This window comes from Vibrio sp. 14G-20 (genome assembly GCF_026241515.1).
Lineage (GTDB): Bacteria > Pseudomonadota > Gammaproteobacteria > Enterobacterales > Vibrionaceae > Vibrio.
This window is the reverse complement of sequence record NZ_JAPHPW010000001.1, coordinates 118,129-140,146: the sequence shown is the minus strand read 5'-3', so window position 1 is coordinate 140,146 and position 22,018 is coordinate 118,129. Positions and strand designations below refer to the sequence as shown.

General features: G+C 44.2%; 24 protein-coding genes. 9 read left to right on the top strand and 15 right to left on the bottom strand.

Translation table 11 applies throughout. The annotated features are described in order from the left end of the window. Window positions 1-119 precede the first annotated feature (119 nt). Window positions 120-722 carry a YitT family protein gene (locus OQJ75_RS00680; RefSeq protein ID WP_048661205.1) on the bottom strand — a complete coding sequence of 201 codons (603 nt, stop codon included), beginning with the start codon at window positions 720-722 and terminating at the stop codon, window positions 120-122. A 347-nt stretch (window positions 723-1,069) separates the two neighbouring features. Between OQJ75_RS00680 and glyA the strand changes: the two genes are divergently transcribed. Next, on the top strand, window positions 1,070-2,320 hold the full coding sequence (gene glyA, locus OQJ75_RS00675; protein ID WP_248397569.1) for a serine hydroxymethyltransferase: 1,251 nt from the start codon (window positions 1,070-1,072) through the stop codon (window positions 2,318-2,320). A 428-nt stretch (window positions 2,321-2,748) separates the two neighbouring features. Here glyA and OQJ75_RS00670 read toward each other — a convergent pair whose 3' ends face one another. From OQJ75_RS00670 to tsaA, 6 genes are all read right to left on the bottom strand, one after another. Next, window positions 2,749-3,075 (bottom strand): hypothetical protein, encoded by a 327-nt coding sequence (locus tag OQJ75_RS00670; protein WP_248372483.1) that lies wholly within the window; start codon window positions 3,073-3,075, stop codon window positions 2,749-2,751. A gap of 232 nt (window positions 3,076-3,307) precedes the next feature. Next, the gene (locus tag OQJ75_RS00665; protein ID WP_010436438.1) at window positions 3,308-3,499 is read right to left on the bottom strand and encodes a DUF4250 domain-containing protein; all 192 of its coding nucleotides are present in this window, start codon (window positions 3,497-3,499) and stop codon (window positions 3,308-3,310) included. A 1-nt stretch (window position 3,500) separates the two neighbouring features. Continuing rightward, window positions 3,501-3,704, bottom strand: a complete 204-nt coding sequence (locus OQJ75_RS00660; RefSeq protein WP_008222923.1) for a YaeP family protein — start codon at window positions 3,702-3,704, stop codon at window positions 3,501-3,503. A gap of 164 nt (window positions 3,705-3,868) precedes the next feature. Beyond that, window positions 3,869-4,564: a tellurite resistance TerB family protein gene (locus OQJ75_RS00655; protein ID WP_265970496.1), complete on the bottom strand. Its 696-nt coding sequence runs from the start codon at window positions 4,562-4,564 to the stop codon at window positions 3,869-3,871. Window positions 4,565-4,754: 190 nt separating this feature from the next. Then, window positions 4,755-6,470 (bottom strand): proline--tRNA ligase, encoded by a 1,716-nt coding sequence (locus OQJ75_RS00650; protein WP_065675226.1) that lies wholly within the window; start codon window positions 6,468-6,470, stop codon window positions 4,755-4,757. Window positions 6,471-6,571: 101 nt separating this feature from the next. Next, on the bottom strand, window positions 6,572-7,267 hold the full coding sequence (tsaA, locus tag OQJ75_RS00645; RefSeq protein ID WP_265970495.1) for a tRNA (N6-threonylcarbamoyladenosine(37)-N6)-methyltransferase TrmO: 696 nt from the start codon (window positions 7,265-7,267) through the stop codon (window positions 6,572-6,574). Between the two features lie 124 nt (window positions 7,268-7,391). Here tsaA and OQJ75_RS00640 point away from each other — a divergent pair, with 124 nt between their 5' ends. The 3 genes from OQJ75_RS00640 to OQJ75_RS00630 all read left to right on the top strand — a co-directional run bounded on the left by OQJ75_RS00640 (window position 7,392) and on the right by OQJ75_RS00630 (window position 9,753). Further along, window positions 7,392-7,652 carry a type B 50S ribosomal protein L31 gene (locus OQJ75_RS00640; RefSeq protein WP_009847432.1) on the top strand — a complete coding sequence of 87 codons (261 nt, stop codon included), beginning with the start codon at window positions 7,392-7,394 and terminating at the stop codon, window positions 7,650-7,652. Continuing rightward, window positions 7,653-7,778 carry a type B 50S ribosomal protein L36 gene (gene ykgO / locus OQJ75_RS00635; RefSeq protein ID WP_004734365.1) on the top strand — a complete coding sequence of 42 codons (126 nt, stop codon included), beginning with the start codon at window positions 7,653-7,655 and terminating at the stop codon, window positions 7,776-7,778. A gap of 388 nt (window positions 7,779-8,166) precedes the next feature. Next, window positions 8,167-9,753 (top strand): AbgT family transporter, encoded by a 1,587-nt coding sequence (locus OQJ75_RS00630; RefSeq protein ID WP_248372480.1) that lies wholly within the window; start codon window positions 8,167-8,169, stop codon window positions 9,751-9,753. A 138-nt stretch (window positions 9,754-9,891) separates the two neighbouring features. Here the strand turns inward: OQJ75_RS00630 and OQJ75_RS00625 are convergent, their stop codons facing one another. The 3 genes from OQJ75_RS00625 to OQJ75_RS00615 form a co-directional block, all read right to left on the bottom strand. Beyond that, window positions 9,892-10,662, bottom strand: coding sequence for a MipA/OmpV family protein (locus OQJ75_RS00625; RefSeq protein WP_248389469.1), 771 nt, complete (start codon window positions 10,660-10,662; stop codon window positions 9,892-9,894). A gap of 118 nt (window positions 10,663-10,780) precedes the next feature. Continuing rightward, window positions 10,781-11,224 carry a YaiI/YqxD family protein gene (locus tag OQJ75_RS00620; RefSeq protein WP_004734361.1) on the bottom strand — a complete coding sequence of 148 codons (444 nt, stop codon included), beginning with the start codon at window positions 11,222-11,224 and terminating at the stop codon, window positions 10,781-10,783. A gap of 57 nt (window positions 11,225-11,281) precedes the next feature. Continuing rightward, on the bottom strand, window positions 11,282-11,566 hold the full coding sequence (locus OQJ75_RS00615; RefSeq protein WP_017093239.1) for a hypothetical protein: 285 nt from the start codon (window positions 11,564-11,566) through the stop codon (window positions 11,282-11,284). A gap of 754 nt (window positions 11,567-12,320) precedes the next feature. On the opposite strand from OQJ75_RS00615, the gene OQJ75_RS00610 reads away from it, so the two are divergent. Further along, a complete protein-coding gene (locus OQJ75_RS00610; protein WP_265970494.1) occupies window positions 12,321-12,839 on the top strand; it encodes a GNAT family N-acetyltransferase in 519 nt (172 codons plus the stop codon). Here the strand turns inward: OQJ75_RS00610 and OQJ75_RS00605 are convergent. Both OQJ75_RS00605 and OQJ75_RS00600 read right to left on the bottom strand, forming a co-directional pair. Next, window positions 12,805-13,113, bottom strand: a complete 309-nt coding sequence (locus OQJ75_RS00605) for a DUF3301 domain-containing protein (protein WP_265970493.1) — start codon at window positions 13,111-13,113, stop codon at window positions 12,805-12,807. The two genes, OQJ75_RS00610 and OQJ75_RS00605, sit on opposite strands and share 35 nt — an antisense overlap. An 85-nt stretch (window positions 13,114-13,198) precedes the next feature. Then, a complete protein-coding gene (locus OQJ75_RS00600) occupies window positions 13,199-14,239 on the bottom strand; it encodes a DUF3549 family protein (RefSeq protein ID WP_265970492.1) in 1,041 nt (346 codons plus the stop codon). Between the two features lie 87 nt (window positions 14,240-14,326). On the opposite strand from OQJ75_RS00600, the gene OQJ75_RS00595 reads away from it, so the two are divergent. Both OQJ75_RS00595 and truC read left to right on the top strand, forming a co-directional pair. Further along, complete coding sequence (locus OQJ75_RS00595; protein ID WP_265970491.1) at window positions 14,327-14,641, top strand: YqcC family protein; 315 nt, start codon at window positions 14,327-14,329, stop codon at window positions 14,639-14,641. Continuing rightward, window positions 14,641-15,390: a tRNA pseudouridine(65) synthase TruC gene (truC, locus tag OQJ75_RS00590; protein WP_265970490.1), complete on the top strand. Its 750-nt coding sequence runs from the start codon at window positions 14,641-14,643 to the stop codon at window positions 15,388-15,390. Before OQJ75_RS00595 ends, truC begins: the two co-directional genes overlap by 1 nt. 126 nt (window positions 15,391-15,516) lie before the next feature. Here the strand turns inward: truC and OQJ75_RS00585 are convergent, their stop codons facing one another. From OQJ75_RS00585 to map, 3 genes are all read right to left on the bottom strand, one after another. Beyond that, complete coding sequence (locus OQJ75_RS00585) at window positions 15,517-15,900, bottom strand: DUF3461 family protein (RefSeq protein WP_017107178.1); 384 nt, start codon at window positions 15,898-15,900, stop codon at window positions 15,517-15,519. 164 nt (window positions 15,901-16,064) lie between these two features. Beyond that, the gene (glnD, locus tag OQJ75_RS00580; RefSeq protein ID WP_248397548.1) at window positions 16,065-18,686 is read right to left on the bottom strand and encodes a bifunctional uridylyltransferase/uridylyl-removing protein GlnD; all 2,622 of its coding nucleotides are present in this window, start codon (window positions 18,684-18,686) and stop codon (window positions 16,065-16,067) included. A 139-nt stretch (window positions 18,687-18,825) separates the two neighbouring features. Further along, on the bottom strand, window positions 18,826-19,704 hold the full coding sequence (map, locus tag OQJ75_RS00575) for a type I methionyl aminopeptidase (RefSeq protein ID WP_265970489.1): 879 nt from the start codon (window positions 19,702-19,704) through the stop codon (window positions 18,826-18,828). 458 nt (window positions 19,705-20,162) lie between these two features. Between map and rpsB the strand changes: the two genes are divergently transcribed. Together rpsB and tsf are read left to right on the top strand one after the other, a co-directional pair. Next, on the top strand, window positions 20,163-20,894 hold the full coding sequence (rpsB, locus tag OQJ75_RS00570) for a 30S ribosomal protein S2 (protein WP_032500394.1): 732 nt from the start codon (window positions 20,163-20,165) through the stop codon (window positions 20,892-20,894). A 138-nt stretch (window positions 20,895-21,032) separates the two neighbouring features. Next, window positions 21,033-21,878, top strand: a complete 846-nt coding sequence (gene tsf / locus OQJ75_RS00565; RefSeq protein WP_248372472.1) for a translation elongation factor Ts — start codon at window positions 21,033-21,035, stop codon at window positions 21,876-21,878. Window positions 21,879-22,018 lie beyond the last annotated feature (140 nt).

Sequence of the window (22,018 nt, the reverse complement as noted above, 5' to 3'; positions counted from 1 at the left end):
GGCTTTGGAGTGCTCCCCAAAGCCTTTTTATTTTAGTGATGTATTGGTCATAATGTTTCTGCCTGCATAGCTGGAAGCTAAAGCACCAGATACTAACAACATAGGGCAGCTAGTAAGCGCTAAGACGCGTAGTTGACCGAATAACGAGTAGGCTTGTGGTTCATTGCCAATACGATGTTCAATACTGCGGTGCCTAAAACAGATACGGCAATTACCCAAGGTGACACAAAGAAGAACGATGCAAACAGAATACACGCATCAATAGCCATTTGGGTTTTACCTACCGAGATACCGTAGCGGTCTTGGATAAACAAGCACAGTACGTTGAAGCCACCCAAGCTTGAGCGGTGACGGAATAGGATTAGCATACCTAAGCCCATCAACAGGCCGCCTGCAACAGCACAATAGATCTCGTTATGAACTTCTAGCGAGATAACTAAGTATAAATGATCGGCAAACACAGACACTAAAGCACCAGAAATCGCACTGCTAATAGCAAAGCTACGGCCAAATCGTTTCCATGCCAATAAGTAAAATGGACAATTAGCAACAAAGTATAAAATACCAAAGGTTACAGGCAAGAATTGACTCAAAAGCAGAGCCAAGCCAGTAGTACCACCGGTAAGCAGGTTCGCTGACTGTAAAAAGAAGACGCCTAACGCCACTAAAAACGTGCCAGTGAGAATCGCTACCCAATCTTCTTTACGTGAGTGTTTTTCCATCGTTTTTATAATTACCTAACCAATAAGGGCGTGCATAGTAGAGAAAAACCTTAGCTTTCGGTAGCTTGAGGTGCAAAATTAAGGTAAACCTATGTAATCTGCGTTTTACAGGGTGTAAAGCGTAAAATTGACAGTAAGCGTCATCTTTGGTTGGATAAGCTAAATAACCATGATGAATCTTATATGTGATTATGAAAAAACTGCATGATAAAATTGCAATTAGCTCTTTATGACCTAGATCAAATTATGTAGAATGCGTCACATCAAAACGGTGACGGAAACGTTTGCTTTCGGTCGTTGTGTGGTTTTTTTGAAACTTTCAGTACAATCTGAGTCAGGAGATACAGATGCTTAAGCGTGACATGAACATTGCTGATTACGATGCGGATCTATTCGCAGCTATCCAAGAAGAAACTCTTCGTCAGGAAGAGCACATCGAACTTATCGCTTCAGAAAACTACACAAGCCCACGTGTAATGGAAGCTCAAGGTTCTCAACTTACAAACAAATACGCTGAAGGCTACCCAGGTAAGCGTTACTACGGTGGTTGTGAGTACGTAGATAAAGTTGAAACTCTAGCAATCGAACGTGCATGTGAACTGTTTGGCGCTCAATACGCAAACGTACAACCTCACTCAGGTTCTCAAGCAAACAACGCTGTATACATGGCACTACTGAATGCTGGCGATACTGTTCTAGGTATGAGCCTTGCGCACGGTGGTCACCTAACTCACGGTTCTCCAGTAAACTTCTCTGGTAAGCTTTACAACATCATTCCTTACGGTATCGATGAAGCAGGTCAAATCGATTACGAAGAGATGGAAGCGCTAGCTATCGAGCACAAGCCTAAGATGATCATCGGTGGTTTTTCAGCTTACTCTCAAGTTTGTGATTGGAAGCGCATGCGTGAAATCGCTGACAAAGTAGGTGCTTACTTCTTCGTAGATATGGCTCACGTTGCTGGTCTAATCGCTGCAGGCGTTTACCCGAACCCAGTTCCACATGCTCACGTTGTAACAACGACAACGCACAAAACGCTTGCTGGTCCTCGTGGCGGTCTTATCCTTTCTAACGAAGGCGAAGACCTTTACAAGAAACTAAACTCAGCAGTATTCCCTGGCGGCCAAGGTGGTCCTCTAATGCACGTTATCGCTGGTAAAGCAGTAGCGTTCAAAGAAGCTCTAGAGCCAGAATTCAAAGAGTACCAAGCTCGCGTAGTGGCTAATGCAAAAGCAATGGTTGCTGAATTCTTAGCACGTGGTTACAACATCGTTTCAGGTTCTACAGAGAACCACTTGTTCCTAGTTGACCTAATCGACAAAGACATCACAGGTAAAGAAGCAGACGCAGCACTAGGTTCAGCTAACATCACTGTTAACAAGAACTCAGTACCAAACGACCCACGTAGCCCATTCGTTACGTCTGGTATTCGTATCGGCTCTCCTTCTATTACTCGTCGTGGTTTCTCTGAAGCAGACGCGAAAGCTCTTGCTGGCTGGATGTGTGACATTCTTGATAACATGGGCGATGAGTCTGTTATCGAAGCAACGAAAGCAAAAGTATTAGAAATTTGTAAGCGTCTACCTGTTTACGCTTAATTTTTCTTCGTAGTCATTTGAACTTCGTTGTCGAGCATGCTCACTTACATCCGTAAGCTCCGCGTGCTCTCCTAGAATTTCAAATGACTACTTTGAAAAACACATTTAAAGGGGCTCATTGAGTCCCTTTTTGTTTCTAGATAAAGGTGTTTGTAAACTCCGCGCCTTTTCCTTGAACTAAAGCTATTTGATTGAAAAATACGATTTGAAAGGCTCCTGTTGGGAGCCTTTTTGTTTTTGACGTACTACGCTGTCGAGCATGCTCACTTACATCCGTAAGCTCTCCTAGAATTTCAAACGACTACTTTGAAAAATGATTTAAAAGGTCCCTGTTGGGGCTTTTTTTTGTTTTTGAAGATTGGTTATTGCGGGTACTAAAAAGGGCTGATTTTTGTACATCAACCCTTTGTGGTTTTCTTATATTGGTTTTACTTTCTGATGCTTAGCAGAGTGCCAGACTTACATTTGAATGAGTAATAATGGCGGCTCTCGTTGAATTTGCCTAAGCCTTCGCCATCACAGTAGTCAATATTGATATCACGCATCACTTCTAGCGTGTCTTCGTTGTTTATCGCGAATTTAGAGCCATCAGAGCAGACAATGCGTACTCTTTCATCATGGCTTACTGAGTAAATATCGACTTCGGTATTACACAGCTCAAAAGAGGCTTCACGAAAGTTGTCTTGCTGTGTATTTGAAGCGCAACCTGCAGTCAGTGTTGCGGCGAAAACTGCCAAAAGTCCGAGTCTTTTCATTGTTAATCCTTCGCTATCATCAGATTGGGTGATGAGTTGTATAGGCTATTTTAGGTAGCCTATACAACAATACGCTTTGGTTCAAGGAGCGTTCGTTGACTCTAAGATATAAAAGTATAGATGTAGACAGATAATTTATAACTGGCTAACTACATGTTTATCCAATAAGTATCACCAATAAAAAAGACCAACACTGAGGTTGGTCTTTCAAAATCAAGTTTGTTCTAAATGACTATCGAAACTGTTTGGCTTCTGGGAGGAATTCAAAACCAGCAGACGCAAGTTTAGCGATCAATGCTGCTTTGTCGATCTCGTAGAAGTTGACCACTCGATCCAAATCACCACCGAAGTCGTCACGTAGCTTCATGTTGACGATGCTCATCAACATTACAGGATCCATCTTTTCAAAATTAGCGAGGTTCATATTAGTCCTCGAAATCTGAGATCAGTAGGTTTGCAGCGGCAAATGCTGCACGCTCACGCGCTTCTTTAGGAAGAGATTCATCTGCAGCAAGGTCATTCAATGTTTTTACCGCGCAGGTGATCGCTTTAGGGATATAGCCTTGGTCGCCACTGCCAATTTGAGAATACAGTTCACGCACCAAATCACAACAATCGTATACTTTCATTTTTATACCTAACCAAATGATAACTGATCTCAATATACACATAGAGATAAGCAAAAACAAAGTGGATCTGATCAAGTTCAGAGTTAGTTTGTCCTTGCTCAAGATCTCACTTGGTTAGTTCGCTGCTTAGGCCGTTCTTTACTGCTTCGTTTGGTACTTACCGATTAGCTAGATACTTGTTGTTCAAGTTGATAGGTGACTTCATCAGCAAGGTTGAGTTGCTTCGCGAGCTCTTTCAGGTACGCCTTTTCCATGAAGTTTTGTTCGTCGGCCACAATCAAAGAAGCTAAGTAGATCTCACTCGCCTGTTGAGGTGACGTTGCCAATTGAGCGATTTCGCTTGGGTCGAGCGGTTTGTGCAGCTCTTCAGATACCAATTTCGTCAGTTGATAATCGGCGCCCATGTTTTCGACAGCTTGCTCGATCTTGGCCATCTCCTCTTCATCGACATGGCCATCGGCTTTGGATGCTGCAATCATCGATCTTAGAATCAGTACGCTATGGTTTGAATCGTTCTCATCAAATTGAGCCTGCTCGACATTGGGTGTCTGGCCTTGTTTAGACTGATAGTCGTTGTAGACCTTATAAGCGAGAGCACCAAGTGCTGCTGCGCCACTAATACCAGCGGCTTTCTTACCCATTTTCTTGGTTTTCTTCGAGCCCATTAACGCACCTAAGAGTCCTCCGCCAACTGCGCCTGCACCGAAGGCGCCTAGTGTGCTCTTACTGCTACTCTTGCCATCGCTGTTACTGCTTTTTGAAAGGCTACTTAAACTCGAAGATCCTTGGGAAAGTTTCTGAGTGCCTTGTTTTACGAGATCTGATTTAAGTGCTTGGTTCAGTAAGCTTTTGATATCCATCGATACCTCCAATGGTGAGCATGTCCAAAAAGTTGATGACACCAATATACGGATTTGAAGATGAACAGGGGATTAACTTACGTTATTTACTCTAGTGATAAATAGAAGAGAATTTAAAGGGAAACGACAGGTACAAAAAAGGCCACCTAATGGCAGCCTTTCAATGTTTATCTAGTCAGTAATCGGATTACTAAGCTAGTTGAGCCTTAAGGTGCTCGATAACCGTGTCCATTGCGATAGCTTCTTTATCACCAGTACGACGGTTTTTGTATTCGAAGTTACCTTCGTCCATGCTGCGATCACCGATAACGATAGTGTGCGGAATACCCACTAGCTCGATATCTTTAAACATAACACCAGGGCGCTCTTTACGGTCATCAAATAGTACTTCGATACCCATAGCCGTTAATTCAGCGTATAGCTTCTCAGCGGCTTCTTTAACGCGCTCAGATTTGTGCATGTTCATTGGTACGATAGCAACTTGGAACGGCGCTAGTGCGTCTGGCCAAGTGATACCGAATTTATCGTGGTTTTGCTCGATAGCAGATGCAACAACACGTGAAACACCGATACCGTAACAACCCATTTCTAGGATTACGCTCTTACCATCAGGACCAAGCACGTTACAGTTCATTGCTTTCGAGTAAGTGTTACCTAGCTGGAAGATGTGACCAACTTCGATACCGCGCTTAAGTTGGATTGTACCTTGACCACATGGGCTAAGGTCGCCTTCAACAACGTTACGTAGGTCTTCAACTTGAGCAAGCTCAACGTCACGACCCCAGTTGATGCCGAAGTAGTGCTTACCATCTACGTTTGCGCCAGCGCCGAAGTCACTCATTACAGCAACAGAGCGGTCAACGATGAATGGTAGCTCTAGACCAACAGGGCCAAGTGAACCAGGACCTGCACCAACAAGTGCACGGATTTCTTCTTCAGAAGCCATCTCTAGTGGAGAAGCAACCTGTGGAAGGTTCTCTGCTTTCACTTCGTTAAGCTCGTGGTCACCACGGATGATTAGCGCGATGATATCAGCGTCTACTTCATCAGAAGCTTTAACGAATAGAGTCTTCACTGTCTTCTCGATTGCTAGACCGTGTTGTTCTACAAGTTCAGCAATTGTTTTTGCGTTTGGCGTATCAACCAGTTCCATCTCTTGAGTAGGCGCTGCAACTTCTTCAGTAGGAGCTAGTGCTTCTGCTTTCTCGATGTTCGCTGCGTAATCAGACTCAGAAGAGAATGCGATTAGGTCTTCGCCGCTTTCAGCAAGAACGTGGAACTCTTGAGAGCCGCTGCCGCCGATTGCGCCAGAGTCTGCCAATACTGGACGGTACTCAAGGCCCATGCGGTCGAATGCTTTACAGTAAGCATCGTGCATCGCTTGGTAAGACTTTTCTAAGCCTTCTTTGTCGATATCAAAGCTGTACGCATCCATCATAGAGAATTCACGTGCACGCATTACGCCAAAACGAGGGCGGCGCTCATCACGGAATTTAGTCTGGATTTGGTACAGGTTTAGAGGTAGCTGTTTGTAAGAGCTGATCTCGTTACGTACTAGGCTCGTTACTACTTCTTCAGCTGTTGGGCTAAGAACGAACGGACGAGAGTGACGGTCTGTGAAACGAAGTAGCTCAGGGCCCATCTTTTCAGAACGGCCAGTCTCTTCCCAAAGCTCAAACGGTTGAACTACGGGCATCAAGATTTCAACGGCACCTGCATTATCGATCTCTTGGCGAACGATATTTTCGACTTTACGCAGTACACGTAGACCAGTAGGTAGCCAAGTATATAAACCTGAAGCTAGCTTACGGATCATACCTGCACGTAGCATCAGCTGGTGGCTGATAACTTCTGCGTCGTTTGGAGTCTCTTTCAGAGTAGAAAGAAGGTAGTTACTGGTACGCATTCTATGGTATCCGTTTCATCATTGATAAAAGAAAATTTGCTGCAGTGAGTGACGACAGCAAATCTGATATAGCCGCATATAATATCAGCCTATTTGGGATCTCAAAAGCGTTCAATGTCAGTTACATTGATGAAAAGCGCCTCAACAACGAATTTCACGTTAAGATCGAACAAATTTACCGCATATTCCTTACTGTCCGGCTTGCTTTTTTTATAGGCAGGGCGTGGATCTTGACCAAGCACTTCTTTGATCACCTGAATGATATGGCGTGCCTGCGGGTGTTGTGCCAGTTTCGCTTGGGCTTGCTGTGAAAAGTTCACGTCTAGCACTTCAGGTTCATCGGCGGCAAAGCCTCCAAGTGCACCCGGAATCGCATCCGAGTAGGGGATATAAGGTTTGATGTCGATGATCGGCGTGCCGTCTACGAGATCGACACTGCCCAAATCCAACCAAGTCTGCCCCTTCTCTTGAGAGACACCTTTGAGCTCAACCGCGGACATACCAATCCCATTCGGTCTGAATGTCGCACGTGATGCGAACACACCTATGCGTTCATTACCACCGAGTCGAGGTGGTCTCACTGTTGGTTTCCAGCCCGCTTCAAGGTTCTTGTCGAATAGAAATAGCAGCCACACATGGCTGAATTGTTCGATGTTACGAACTGATTCAAGGCAGTTTGCCGCATCAACCAGCCTGACTCTTGAGGTGGATGTTGGCACCAATCTAGGTTGCCTTGGCACGGCGAACTTCTCTTTATAAGGAGACTCTATAAAGCCAATAGGTTCAATGGAGTACATGAGCAGACGCTCTCTAATTACGATCTATGGTGGAAAAATATCATAAATTAGCTTGTTTTTCTTTTGATAATGATTATCATTTGAAATGTTATAACATAACAAATTAATCATTTAGAGAAAGACAATGAAACCAAATATCCATCCAGATTACCGTCCTGTAGTCTTTCATGACACCAGTGTCGATGAGTACTTCTTAATAGGCTCTACGCTGAAAACAGATCGCACTATTGAATGGGAAGATGGCAATACTTATCCTTACTTCACCATTGAAGTGTCGTCAAAGTCGCACCCTTTCTATACCGGTAAACAGAGAGTGCTACATAAAGAGGGACGTGTTGCGAACTTTACTCGTCGTTTTGGTCAATTAGGTAAGGGAGCGAAATAAATGAAAGTCGTGAAATCACTGAAAAGTGCAAAGAGCCGTCACCCAGATTGTCAGATAGTAAAGCGCCGAGGCCGTCACTATGTTATCTGCAAAACCAATCCGAGATTCAAAGCAGTTCAGAAATAAGCCGTCAATTGGATGTGACACGTGTGTAAAAAACGAGGGGAAAGTCAAACGTCATTCATTTGCCTGCTTTTCTTTTTCCTCGAGAGGAACCTGGTTAAAGATAGAGTATTTATTTAGCGTACGATGTGTTTTATTTTCAAGTGAATCAATAGGTTACATCTTTGTTTATATTTGTGGTGAATGTGTATTTGTGAATTATAAATCTAGATTTTGTATTTAATATGGATTTATTTGCTAATCAATTGCTCAAATAGAGTTAAAAGTCGTCGTTTGTTACACATTTTGTAACATTTTGAATTTCTAATTGATAATTTTGTCGCGTACCCTTCGCTGGCAATTTGAACATTTTTGTCACAATTGCATAGGAATCACTACAAGGAGGGAACTGATGAGTTCATCAGCTTCAATAAAAAACAACTCGCCAAAGAAACCTATTTTTACCCGTTTTCTCGATGGTGTTGAGTATTTGGGGAATCTATTACCCCACCCGATCACTCTTTTCGCAATCTTCTGTGTCGCTATTCTAGTTACTTCAGGTATCGCTGGATATTTTGAAGTATCTGTTATGGACCCTCGTCCAGAAGGTGCTCCAGGTCGTGCTGCTGACGGCATGATCTACGTTGTAAGCTTACTTAATGCTGAAGGCTTACAGCTCATAGTTACTAATCTAGTGACAAACTTTGTTGGCTTTGCGCCATTAGGTACCGTGCTTGTTGCAATGCTAGGTGTAGCGATTGCTGAGCACTCAGGTTTATTATCTGCGGCGATGCGTGGCATGGTAATGGGCGCATCTAAGCGCATGGTTACGGTAACCGTAGTTTTTGCCGGTATTATCTCTAACACGGCTTCAGAGCTTGGTTATGTAGTACTTATCCCGCTTGCAGCAATGCTTTTCCACTCTTTGGGTCGTCACCCATTAGCTGGTCTAGCGGCAGCATTTGCTGGTGTATCTGGTGGTTACTCTGCAAACCTTCTAATCGGTACGGTTGATCCACTGCTTTCTGGTATTACCACAACAGCAGCACAAATGATCGACCCGACTTACAACGTTGGTCCTGAATCAAACTGGTACTTCATGTTTGTTTCTACTTTCTTCATCGCGATTACAGGTGCATTTGTAACTGAGAAGATTGTTGAACCAAAACTGGGTAAATACAACGACGAAGAAGCGTCTGAAGATTTATCAAATGATTCAATGGGCAAGCTAACAGACGTTGAGAAGAAAGGCCTTAAGCTTGCGGGTATCGCAGTATTAGCGGTTTCTGCACTTCTTGCATGGACGATTGTTCCAGCTGATGGTGTTCTACGTTCAGCAGCAGGTACGGTTTCAGGTTCTCCATTCCTGAAAAGTATTGTAGCGTTCATCTTCGTATTCTTCGCAGTTCCTGGTTTTGTTTACGGTAAAGTTACCGGTACAATGAAAACAGACCGTGATGTTATCAATGCAATGTCTAAGTCTATGTCTTCAATGGGCATGTACATCGTACTTGTGTTCTTCGCTGCTCAGTTTGTTGCTTTCTTCAAGTGGACTAACTTCGGTCAAGTATTCGCAGTTGCAGGTGCTACGTTCCTACAGGATATCGGCCTAACAGGTCCAATGTTGTTCTTCGCATTCATCCTAATGTGTGGCTTCATTAACCTGATGATCGGTTCCGCTTCTGCTCAGTGGGCTGTAACAGCACCTATCTTCGTTCCAATGCTAATGCTAGTAGGCTATGCACCTGAAACGATTCAAGCGGCTTACCGTATCGGTGACTCAACAACAAACATTATTACTCCAATGATGAGCTACTTCGGTCTTATCCTAGCTGTAGCTACGCGTTACATGAAGAACCTAGGTATCGGTACTCTGATTGCAACTATGCTTCCATACTCATTAGTATTCTTGGTTGGTTGGAGCTTAATGTTCTACGTTTGGGTATTCGTATTTGGCTTACCAGTAGGTCCGGGTGCTGCAACGTACTACACGCCTTAGTAAGCAGTGATGGGCGAACATTTTGATTCGCTATCAACTGAATAAATTATGTGATACCAAAGGGCCTGCATTGATGCAGGCTCTTTTTATTGGAACCTGCAAATTATTGGAGCCTACAAATTATTGCAGCCTACAAACTTACAACCCCGCAAAACGATAGGTTACCCCTAATTCAAACGACCAACCTAAATCTCGTTGGATCAACGCGCTGTCGCTGTCGTGATGAATCAAGTCTGCTCGTGCGATACCAATCCAAGTGGGTGTGAACTCATAGAGTCCGATTAACCCGGCTTGATAGACAAAGGTTGACCCAGAATCAAATTGACTCAACCCAGTGGAAGAAGCCTCTGCGTTAGAAATACTGTAAAGATGATTTGAGAGCTTTTTGTCTCGATAGTCGATTTCTATGTAAGGCGTAATAGTGAAAGGTTGCGTCCACGTTTCTAGCGTTTTGCCTAAGTGAAGCTGAACTTCATAGCCGTTATGCTCTGAAGTCACGTCGTGTAAATAGGTCAGGCGTGCGCCTACCGTGCCTAAAGTTATCCCTAGCTCTCCATTACCATCTCGGTCTTGAATGCCGTTAGGTAGGTCTACAAAAGTGTCTGACACCTCTGCAAAGCGCCAGTTTCCTGATAACCCCACATAAGGTAGCAGTTGCCAATTGACTAGGCTGCCATCAATAAAGCCTTTCGGGCCGGAATAGAAGAGGTTGGGTGTTGCACCGAGTTGAGGAGAACTTTTAGTGGAGAAAACACTTTCACCATAGGTGATACCGCCACCTATGATTCCGTATTCTTCATCGGCGAAATCTTTATGGGCAAAGCCTTCATCAGCAAAGCTTTCCTCGGCGAAGGAAAGTTGAGTGCTGCAAAAAAGAATGGATAGCGAGAGGGCGATTCGACGAATCATAAGCAATACTCCGTTATTGTAATAAATATCAAGAACGGAGTATGTCGATTAAAATTTCATCGGGGCTGCATCTACTAAGTGACGATTTCTAAAGTTGTCGTCATTAGAAAGACTGCGTTTAGCGTTTAGCTAGCAGGCGATCGAGGTGGTTGGCGAACTCACGACGGTCGGTTTGAGAAAGGGTACTTGGTCCGCCAGTTTGAATACCACTTGAACGCATAGTATCCATGAAATCACGAATGTTGAGACGTGCTTTGATGGTTTCTTTGGTGTAAAGCTCCCCGCGAGAGCTTAAAGCAAGCGCACCTTTGGTGATCACTTCATCAGCCAGAGGGATGTCTGAGGTTATCACTAGATCGCCGGGTTCCGTGCGTTTTACTATTTCATCATCTGCAATATCAAACCCGCTTGGGACTTGAATTGAGTGAATGTTATTACGCTTGGGAACGGGAACCAAATGGTTCGCGACAAAGGTACATTCCACCCCTGTGCGCTCAGCTGCGCGTACGATGGTTTCTCGGATAACCTTGGGACAAGCGTCCGCATCAACCCATATCTTCATAGTGTTCTATTTCTCTGTTAGCTTATTTACCGGTCAACTTATTGCTCGGTTAACTTATTATTCAGTTAGTTTGGCTTCAAGCGTGGCTACGCGAGCAGTAAGTTCAAGGATTTGTTTTTCCAGTTGGCTAACACGGTCTAGTGCTGGCTCTTCTTGTGTTGCGACTTCCACTTTAGGTACTCGATTCGCACTTTTCCAGCTCTTGATAGTTGTGATCAAAGCAGGCATCGGCACAGATGTGCTCATACGAGCTTTAACTAAAGCAACAGTCGGCTCTTTTCCTTGCGCTTGCAGTCCTTCAAGCACTGATTTCAACTCTTCAGACACATCTTTTGTCAGCATGTTGACCTCCATTTTTAGTCTTTGGTCATTTTACTCGCTCCGGTGGATGATAGCGAATCATAAAACATCCCATGCCGTGTGAGAGATCTCTTACAAAGGCTGTGAGATAACACGAATACATCGTTAGAGACATTGAAGTGCATATAGTTAAAGTGTTGAATTTTAATTGTTTTATATAATTAACAACTTTCTTGAATTCAAAATGTGATACAAATCTATTGTCCGAAATCCTAAATCGCGTAAATTAAACCTTGTCGGAAGGATTCTGACACGGAACAGGAAAGCACCAAGGATTTGGTTATCTTCAGGATGAAGATTTGGTTACTTAGGATTGAGTGATCAAGCATGGAGCGTAAGGACATTGTAGGGATACAGTCAGTTAACAGGAAGTTAGCTGCAACGGAATGACAATGGACACCTTTAGGATTAAAGGGTTGGATTAGCATCAGGACGATGTAAAGGACACCGCTCACGGAACAAGTGATGTGCGCTAACTAGGATTGTTAGCTTTCAGGATGATTGGACACCGCTAGGACGGCGAAGTAAAGGAAAGAGCTGAAGGATTACAGCCACTATTATGGATGATGCATGGAGCATTAATTAGTAGCCGGACTGCTGCGAGTAAGACCCTAGCCCTGACACTTCGGTGTCGGGGCTTTTCTTTTCCTGAGGCTTTTCTCTATCTAGACGTCTCTTTTTCGTCTAAGAGCGCAACATCTGCTTTTCTGCTAATGGTCAACACAAGGAGTGTTTTATGACGATAGCAACCTCAAGAACGCTGTTGGTACCTTATACTGAACAGCTAGAACTCGAATTTATCAAGTTAAATTGCTGCCCCATTAATCGTGCTGAAATGAACGGGCCTCACTCTGTCGCCTCTGCGAAGCATCTTTTTCAAGAAATACTGCAAGATAACGTCGGCTTTTGCCGCGCGATCATCCACAACCAAACCCGTGAATATCTTGGACATGTCTTTGTTTCATCGGAAAAGGGTAAGCATGAACTTGGCTTTATTTTGGATAAAGATTACTGGAATCAAGGCTTTGCTAGTGAGGTACTAAGGCCTTTCTTTAGTTTGGTGCGTTTTGAAGAGCGTCTAACGAATGTTGTTGCGACTGTGAATGTCGGCCACAACCCATCTATTAAGCTATTAGAAAAATTAGGTTTTGCATTTAAAGAGACCAAACAAGATCAGTTTGGCCCTTATCATGAGTATCGTTATACCGAGTATTGCGACGTTACATTCTATGAGGCTGTAGCTCAAACCGCATAGAACGGAAACCTACCATTGTCAGTTTCCCTTGGTACAGGTCATCACCCAACGCCGAAAACTCGAATTGGTACACGGTGTGCCAGCGCCAAATAGTGTTGAGCTCATGGCGCATCTTAAGTTTATGACCACTGAAGGCGACACTTAATAATTGTAGGTCTAGCTCTTTACACTTTCTCGCAATGGCAGCTTTCGCAAGCTCAGATTGCCTGCGCTGCTGCCAAAACAGAAAGCAAAAGAAGCACAGAAACAAAATAGCCAATAAGTTATCTATCATTTAATCCATACTTCCTTTTTATCTTTCTATTCCGTTCGTGATTTGAGTTTTTTCTTACGAGCTATTGTTCGGTTCTATTTAGTTTCTATTGCGACTTAGCCGCTTGTTGTAATTCAACAAGTGCATTGGCAAGTTCTGGTGATGGGTTCGAGTTCAGTAGCGGTAAAAATACCATTCTCAGAGTCGGAATCATCACTAAATCTGCAAACAATTGATTGAACAGGTTTTGATTACCCGTTTGTGCGAGACGCAGCAAGAATTGCTCAGCAATCGCTGGGTCTTGTAGTGCATGCCAGCTACGACCAGCCAAGCCAATTAACACCTCTTGGTGGCTTAAGCGTGGGCTAGCCAGAACTTGGTTAATTACGGCATTCGTTGTGCTTTGCTCAGCACCAGAAAGGGCACGAACCAAGGCTGACAGCAAGAACAGATCAGGTTCTTGGCTGTTGATCTCATTCTCTGCCATCTCTTGTAAGCGTTGAGCGAGCTTGTCATTGATTTGCGTATGCTCAAGTGCCCCTAGTGTTGCGTATAAAGGTTCTGATGGTAGTTTATTTAGCGCTTTTCGAATCGCGACACCGTTTTGTTGGCTGCCTAGGCGAGCACACATGTCGGTGATGCCTTGAAGACCAACCGTTTTCCAGTTGTCCCAGCCTAGAGCGCCAGTGAAGTAGTGTTGAGCATGTTCGTAGTATTGGCTCGTCGCTAGGTCTAAACCTGCTCTGACTTGGCTATGGAACACGGCCATCTTGTCTTCTGAAGGCTTGAACGTGTATGGGTTGTTAGACAGCTTTTGTTGCTGCTCTTCGCTGATCTCGCCGTTTAAACGTGTGCCCATTGCTTCGATAACAAACTTAAGGAAGTTGCCTACATCGCCTTGATGCAATAGGCCTCTTTCGTCCAGCTTGAACTTTAGAAACCAAATCCAAGGTTGCTTGTGTTCGTTCCAGTAACTAATGGCTAAGTGAGCTTGTTTCTGAAGTGGAAATGGGTACGGCTGTTTCCCTTGCTCAACATCAGAGAATAAGGTGTTGTCGATCTTCTGAATGCGACGACCTAGGTCGTAGATATCGTATTGGCAACCGCTATTCTTGAGTAACTGTGTGAGCGTGTGAATCGTTTCCATAGTAATAAAGCTCCTAACTTTCTTTCCTAAATAGATGGTACTCTATGCCCCAATTTCAAGGTCACTAGATAAATAACTTGGTGAAAAATGACAGCTGCCACAAAGTTACCTCTTTTACTTCAACAATTAGAACAACAAATGCGCCAATGTTCTCTGTGGAGCGCTCTTCCTCCCTCGGATGAGGCGCTTGCAAGTGTTGAACCTTTCGCGATTGATTCGTTACAACCGGAAGAGTGGTTGCAGTGGATCTTCATCGTTAAGATTAGCGCAATGATGGATGCCCAAATGAGTCTACCTAAAGGCTTTGCGATTCATCCTTATTTTAGTGAAGTGTGGAAAAATGAGGCAGACAAAGCTGAACTGCTAGTGACGATTCTGAGCATTGATGAGGTATGTGCGTAATGTTAGAGATCATTTATCAAGATGAGTATTTTGTCGCGGTGAATAAGCCGGCGGGAATGCTAGTACATCGCTCATGGTTGGATAAACACGAGACTCAATTTGTGATGCAGACACTGCGCGACCAAATTGGTCAGCACGTCTTCCCTCTACATCGCTTAGACCGACCAACATCTGGCGTATTGGTGTTTGCTCTATCGAGTGAGGTTGCCTCTGAGGTGATGCCAATGTTCGCTAACCATGAGATGCAAAAGACTTATCATGCAATTGTTCGTGGCTGGATAGAAGAGGGCGATACGCTCGATTATGCGCTTAAGGTTGAGTTAGATAAGATCGCAGATAAGTTCGCGAAAGAAGATAAAGAACCACAAGAAGCAATCACTGTTTACGAGCCGTTAGCGAAAGTCGAAGTGCCGTATTCAACAGGCCGTTTCCCTACCAGTCGTTATTGCTTAGTTGAGATGATGCCAAAGACGGGGCGCAAACATCAGCTGCGTCGTCACATGGCTCACCTAAGACACCCAATCGTTGGCGATACTTCACATGGTGATGGTAAGCATAACCGACTGTTTCGTGATGATTTAGATTCGCACCGTCTGTTGCTGCATGCTTCTGAGCTGCGTTTCATTCACCCTTTTACAAAGAAAGAATTAGTAATGAAAGCTAGCCTAGATGAAACGTGGCTAAGGTTGTTTGAAACCTTTGAGTGGGATACCAACTTAGTGAATGCTGAAGCGCGTTTGTCTAAGTAAACACACGCGTCTAGTCAACGTAGACAGTAGAAAAAACAAAGGGCTGATAGTGATATCAGCCCTTTTTGATGTCTGTGTGATCTGAGTGGAACAACTAATGTGGTTGTTAGTTGTCTATTCTCGGGATCATTTTAGCTTTTCTAGATCCGCTTCGATCTCTGCGATCTTACTCGATACCACTTTTTCTAGGTGGCGTAAGTCAGTAAGAATTTTCTGTTTCACATCGACTTCTGCGGTTGGAATCGGCTTGGTGATCTTATTGAGCTCATCAATTACAAGTGTGAGATTACGGTTTATCTCGGTCACTTCTTTGTATTGATTGTTGCCACCGCTAACAAGCACACTTTTCACTTGTCGTGGATACTTAAACTTAACGCTTTTCGCGAACAGTTCGCCTTTCTGCTTACGGAAGTAAATCTTAAGAATATCTTTGTGGGCTTCTTGGCGAAGGGAGTAACGTTCAATCTGTTTAGGTTCGTGGATACCTAAGCCAGTGAGGTTTGGATACATAAGCGACCTCTAGTTTATGAATGTAATACTTTTATGTAATTGACTTAATCAATGTAGCAGCCTAGCGACGAGCTAGATAGTTGATACCTGGGAATTGATTGTAAGTTGTGGACAAGATCGCTCTCTATCTTTGTCCACACTTATTCGATGGTTAGATTCTATTTTTAAGGCGCAAGTTCCGAAACATGTTCTGTTAATCTTTCTCTTAGCGCTTGCTCTTGCTCTTCAGAAAGTCTTCCTCCCACTTCACTGGTCAGAATGAACAAATCTTCTGCTCGTTCACCAATAGTAGTGATTTTCGCGCCGTGTAAATTAATGTCTAACTCAGCGAAGGTAGCACCGACCTGAGCTAATAGTCCCGGTGTGTCTAGAGCTCTTAACTCCATTAAGGTGCGCTTTTTACTCTTGGTTGGTAGGAACTCAACTAAGGTTTTGACCTTAAAGTGCTGCAAGTTACGTGGCGTGCGACGTGTCTTAATCTTAGTTGGACGGCCATCAGCCAGTACATGGGTTAGATGCTTAGCAACTGCCTTGTGTCTTGCTTCATCGATGGCTTCACCATGTTGGTCCAGTACGATAAAGGTATCTAAAACATGGCCATCTTTGCTGACCATGACCTGCGCGTCGTGAACGTTAAAGTTACGTCTGTCGAGTTCGGCAACCACGGTCGCAAACAGTGCTGCTTGGTCTTTACAGTAAACGAACACTTCAGTGCCACCACGCGTCGCTTTTTTGCTGATCAGTACGAGCGGTTGGCTTGGGTCTTCCAGGCGAAGTAAGTGCTCACAGTGCCAAGCGATTTGTTTGTGTGTGTGACGCAAGAAGTAATCGGCTTTGAAACGTTGCCAAAGGACTTCAATCTCACGAGCTGTGAAGCCTTCTTTACGCAGTAGAGCTGATGCCATCTGTTGATTGTGACGAATACGGTCTCTCACATCGACTGGGTTTTCCAAGCCGCGGCGAAGTGCACGTTGTGTTGAGTGGAATAGCTCTGCTAACAGGGTGCGTTTCCAACTGTTCCATAGCTCCGGGTTGGTTGCACAGATGTCGGCGACGGTTAAACACACCAGTAGCTCTAATGATTCTTCATCACGTACTTTCTTGGCGAACTCTGTAATCACATCGGGGTCGTAGATATCGCGGCGTTGGGCGGTGACAGACATCAATAGGTGATTCTGAACGAGCCATGCGACTTGTTTTGCTTCTGGTTTTGATAACCCGTGTTCGATACAGAAAGAGTAAGCTTCAACCGCACCGATTTCGGAGTGGTCTCCACCACGGCCTTTACCTATGTCGTGGAAAATAGCGGCAAGGATCAGCAACTCTTTTTTCTGTACGCGTGGGTAAACTTCACAACAGATAGGGTGCTTATCGTGGTTTTCGATTTGACCAAATCGGTTGATGTGCTTGAGCAAGCGAATACTGTGTTCATCAACGGTGTAAACATGGAATAGGTCAAACTGCATCTGGCCAACGATCTGGCTCCACTGCGGTAAGTATGCCGAGAGTACGCCCAGTTTATGCATTAGGCTAAAAGCTTTGTGCAGGGCATTAGGGTGGCGAACTAGATCCATGAACTTGTCACGAGCTTCAGGAATGGTATGCAGGAATCGGTTCAATCGACGACGCGCCGTTCGCAGTTGTCGCAATGTTGGGGGACTAACCCCTTCGATTGAAGAGTCATTCGCAATGTGGATGAACATATCGAGAATGGTTTCTGGTCTTGCTTGGAATAGGGCTGGCTTACGTGCTTCGATCAATGCGCCTCGACGTTGGAAGTCACTATCGAGAATCTCAGCGTCTTGGGTCTGACCGCCATTGATGATCGCTTGATCGAATAGCTTGAGCAGCATCTTATTGAGTTCAGCAACACGACGAAGGGTTCGGTAGAACTCCTTCATCATCATCTCAACACCGCGGTTTCCTTCGCCCGTATAACCCAGATGTTCAGCGACTTGAGCTTGATGGGCAAAAGTGAGGCGGTTGTCGTAACGGCGCAGTTCAATGTGCAATGCAAAGCGAACACGCCACAAGAAATCTTGGCACTCAACTAACTCACGATATTCCGCGTCAGTAAGAAAACCGTACTTGCTCATTTCTAACAAAGAGGTCGCGCCGAAATGGCGACGGGCAACCCAGCTCAGGGTGTGGATGTCTCTGAGTCCACCCGGAGTTGATTTAATGTCCGGTTCTAGATTGTAGGTGGTGTCGTGGTAGCGAGCGTGGCGTTCTCTTTGTTCTTGAATTTTAGCTTTGTAGAAGGTTTCACTTGGCCAAAATGAATCAGAGTGAATCTTCAGTTTTAGTTCTTGGAAGGTGTCTTCACTGCCACACAGCAAGCGAGATTCTTGAAGGTTGGTCGCAACGGTTAAATCATCAATACCGATCTCAAGACATTCGGCAATGGTACGCACGGCATGGCCGACTTCTAATCTTAGATCCCAGAGTAGGGTGATGAATTGGCTGACTTTTTCACCTAGCGCTGGTGGCAATGTTTTTTGTGAGACGATGAGAATATCAATGTCGGACAAAGGATGCAGTTCACCACGACCGTAACCGCCCACTGCAACAAGTGAAATATGAGGCAGTTTGTTGAATCCGAAGTTCTCCCACAAACGATTGAGAAGTAAATCCATGTATTCGGAGCGCAGTAGAACCAAGTCGGTGACAGGGTGGTGGTTCAGAAATTCATTTTTTTGATACTGTGTGAAGATTTCGAGCTGATTTTTTAATTCGCAGATTTCAATTTGTTCGTCATTGAACGTAAGGGGGCATTGATAAGGCATAGTCTGCTATCCGTGCAAGCAAATGAGAATAGTAAACAATTTAACAGAAGCTGATGGAAAATCGAAATTGAGCGGATAAAAAAATATCCTCGACAATGCGAGGATATTTTTAAAAGGCTGATGCGTTCAGTTCGGTGAACTAAGCGTTTTTCATGATACGTGGGATTGTATCATCGCTGCGCAGTGTTAGTACTTCACAACCAGTATCAGTTACAACAAGGGTGTGTTCCCATTGAGCCGAGTTCTTGCTGTCTGCAGTGTATACTGTCCAGCTATCTTCGTCGTCGAGACGACAGCCAAACTTACCAGCGTTGATCATTGGCTCGATAGTGAAACACATGCCTGCTTTTAGCACTGTGCGATCGCTGTTCTTGTAGTGAACCACTTGTGGGTCTTCATGGAACTCAGAACCGATACCGTGACCACAGTAATCTTTAACAATAGAGAACTTAGCGCGTGGGTTGTTTTTATTGTTTGTTTTGATGTACTTCTCGATAGCCGTACCGATTTGACCAAGCTGAACACCAGGTTTTACTTGGCGCATGCCTTCGTAAAGTGCTTCTTGAGCAACCATACATAGACGTTTGTTTGCTGGAGAAACTTCACCCACAAGGAACATCTTAGACGTGTCACCGTGGTAACCTTGCGGGCGAGTGCTTAGGTCAGCGTTTTCGTCATCAGGGATGATTACTGTGATATCAACGTTAAGAATGTCGCCATCTTTTAGTACCGCAGGTTTGAATTGACCTGTGCTACCTGTCTCATCTTGTGATGCAGGAATGCCGTGGCACACAATGTGGTTGATAGACGTACAGATTGACTTAGGGAAACCGTGGTAATCAAGTGGTGCTGAGTATGCGCCTCTTTCTAGAGCGTATTCATGACAGATTTTGTTCAGTTCTTCTGTCGTGGTACCTGCTTGGATATGAGGTTCAATCATCTCTAGAATTTCAGAAGCCAGCTTACCGGCAACGCGCATTTTTTGAATTTCTTCAGCAGTTTTAATTTTTACAGCCATTGCATATCTCTTAATTTGGTAGCACCTAAGTGTGCATATTGGGGCTATTCTAGCAGTGCAGCATTTTAGCGCAACATTCTGATACCTATATAATGCTGGTGGATACTATTAAGCGTGATTGAATAGTGTTCAACTTTAAGCCGATTACCTCTTGCGTTATTGATACTATTTATAGGAGAAATACAGCGTCAAAGATCAGTATAGCAACCGCCATTTTTATATTTTTTTCTAGCCATAGATGGACAAAATATGGTATAAAGCGCGCCGGACATCAGGACTGTTTTCTCCAATTGGCGAAACAAGCTTCGTGTCCACTAACTTATATCTTTAAATCACACACATTCCGACACATGTTCCGGGGTGCCTCAACAACACAAATTAACGGCTGTAAAGTGGTTAGTTGTTAGGGGTCGGATTCATGGGGAATGTGGAGGCCTAACCCCATAGAGGATTTTAAAATGGCAACTGTATCAATGCGCGATATGCTTAAAGCTGGTGTTCACTTCGGTCACCAAACTCGTTACTGGAACCCAAAAATGAAGCCATTCATCTTTGGTGCTCGTAGCAAGGTTCATATCATCAACCTAGAAAAAACTGTACCAATGTTCAACGAAGCTCTAGCAGAGATTGCTAAAGTTGGTGAGAAGAAAGGTAAAGTTCTTTTCGTTGGTACTAAGCGCGCTGCATCTGAAGCTGTTAAAGAAGCTGCTATCAACAGCAACCAGTTCTACGTTAACAACCGCTGGTTAGGCGGTATGCTAACGAACTACAAAACTGTTCGTCAGTCTATCAAGCGTCTGAAAGAACTTGAAGCGCAAGCTCAAGACGGTACTTTCGACAAGCTTACTAAGAAAGAAGCTCTAATGCGCACTCGTGAAATGGAGAAGCTAGAGAAGTCTCTTGGTGGTATCAAGAACATGGGCGGCCTTCCAGACGCTCTATTCGTTATCGATGCTGATCACGAACACATCGCAGTTAAAGAAGCAAACAACCTAGGTATCCCAGTTTACGCTGTAGTTGATACTAACTCTAACCCAGACGGCGTTGACTTCGTTATCCCAGGTAACGATGATGCAATCCGTGCAGTACAGCTTTACCTAAACGCTGCTGCAGACGCGGTTAAAGAAGGTCGTAACAAAGATGTTGCTGCTGTAGCTGCTGAAAAAGACGGTTTTGTAGAAGCTGAATAATAGCGGCTCTGAGCCATATTTAGTTCATATTAAGCGGTCATAATCGATGGCTTAACGGACTGAATACAGTCAATATCAGGGGCCAATTATTTAGGCCCCTGTTTTTTATCTTTTTTAGAATTTACTAAGGAATAGAGAATGGCAACTGTAACTGCAGCTCTAGTTAAAGAACTTCGTGAACGCACAGCAGCGGGCATGATGGAATGTAAAAAAGCGCTTGTTGCTGCTGAAGGCGACATCGAGCTAGCAATTGAAAATATGCGTAAATCTGGCGCAGCGAAAGCAGCTAAAAAAGCTGGTAACGTTGCTGCAGAAGGCACAATCATCATTAAAGAAGAAGCTGGCGTTGCTGCTCTTCTTGAAGTGAACTGCCAAACTGATTTCGTAGCTAAAGATGCAGGTTTCCTTGCATTCGCTAACGAAGTTGCTGAAGCGGCTCTAGCTGAACGTCTAGACATCACTGCTCTTCAAGCTAAGTTTGAAGATGCACGTATCGCTCTAGTAACTAAGATCGGTGAGAACATCGGCATCCGTCGCGTTGAGCTTGTTGAAGGTGTTGCACTAGCTTCTTACCGTCACGGCGAGAAAATCGGTGTTGTTGTTGCTGGTGAAGGCGAAGCTGAAACGCTTAAGCACATCGCTATGCACGTTGCTGCTTCTAAGCCTGAGTACGTTAACCCATCTGACGTACCTGCTGACGTAGTAGAAAAAGAAAAAGCTGTTCAAGTAGAAATCGCTATGAACGAAGGCAAACCACAAGAGATCGCTGAGAAAATGGTTATCGGCCGTATGAAGAAATTCACGGGCGAAGTATCTCTTACTGGTCAAGCTTTCATCATGGAACCTAAGAAAACTGTTGCTGACATTCTTAAAGAGAAAGGCGCATCAGTTACTACCTTCGTTCGTTTAGAAGTTGGTGAAGGTATCGAGAAAGCTGCTGAAATGAGCTTCGCAGACGAAGTTGCAGCGGTACAAAAAGGTTAATCCTTAGCGTATTGATTAAAAAAAGACCGTGGCAAATGCTGCGGTCTTTTTATGAATAGTGAATTATTTTTGGCTTTTAGCTGTTATGAATGCGAACTGAGCTAATCAGTTTTCATCCATGACTGTTAATCATCAACTCT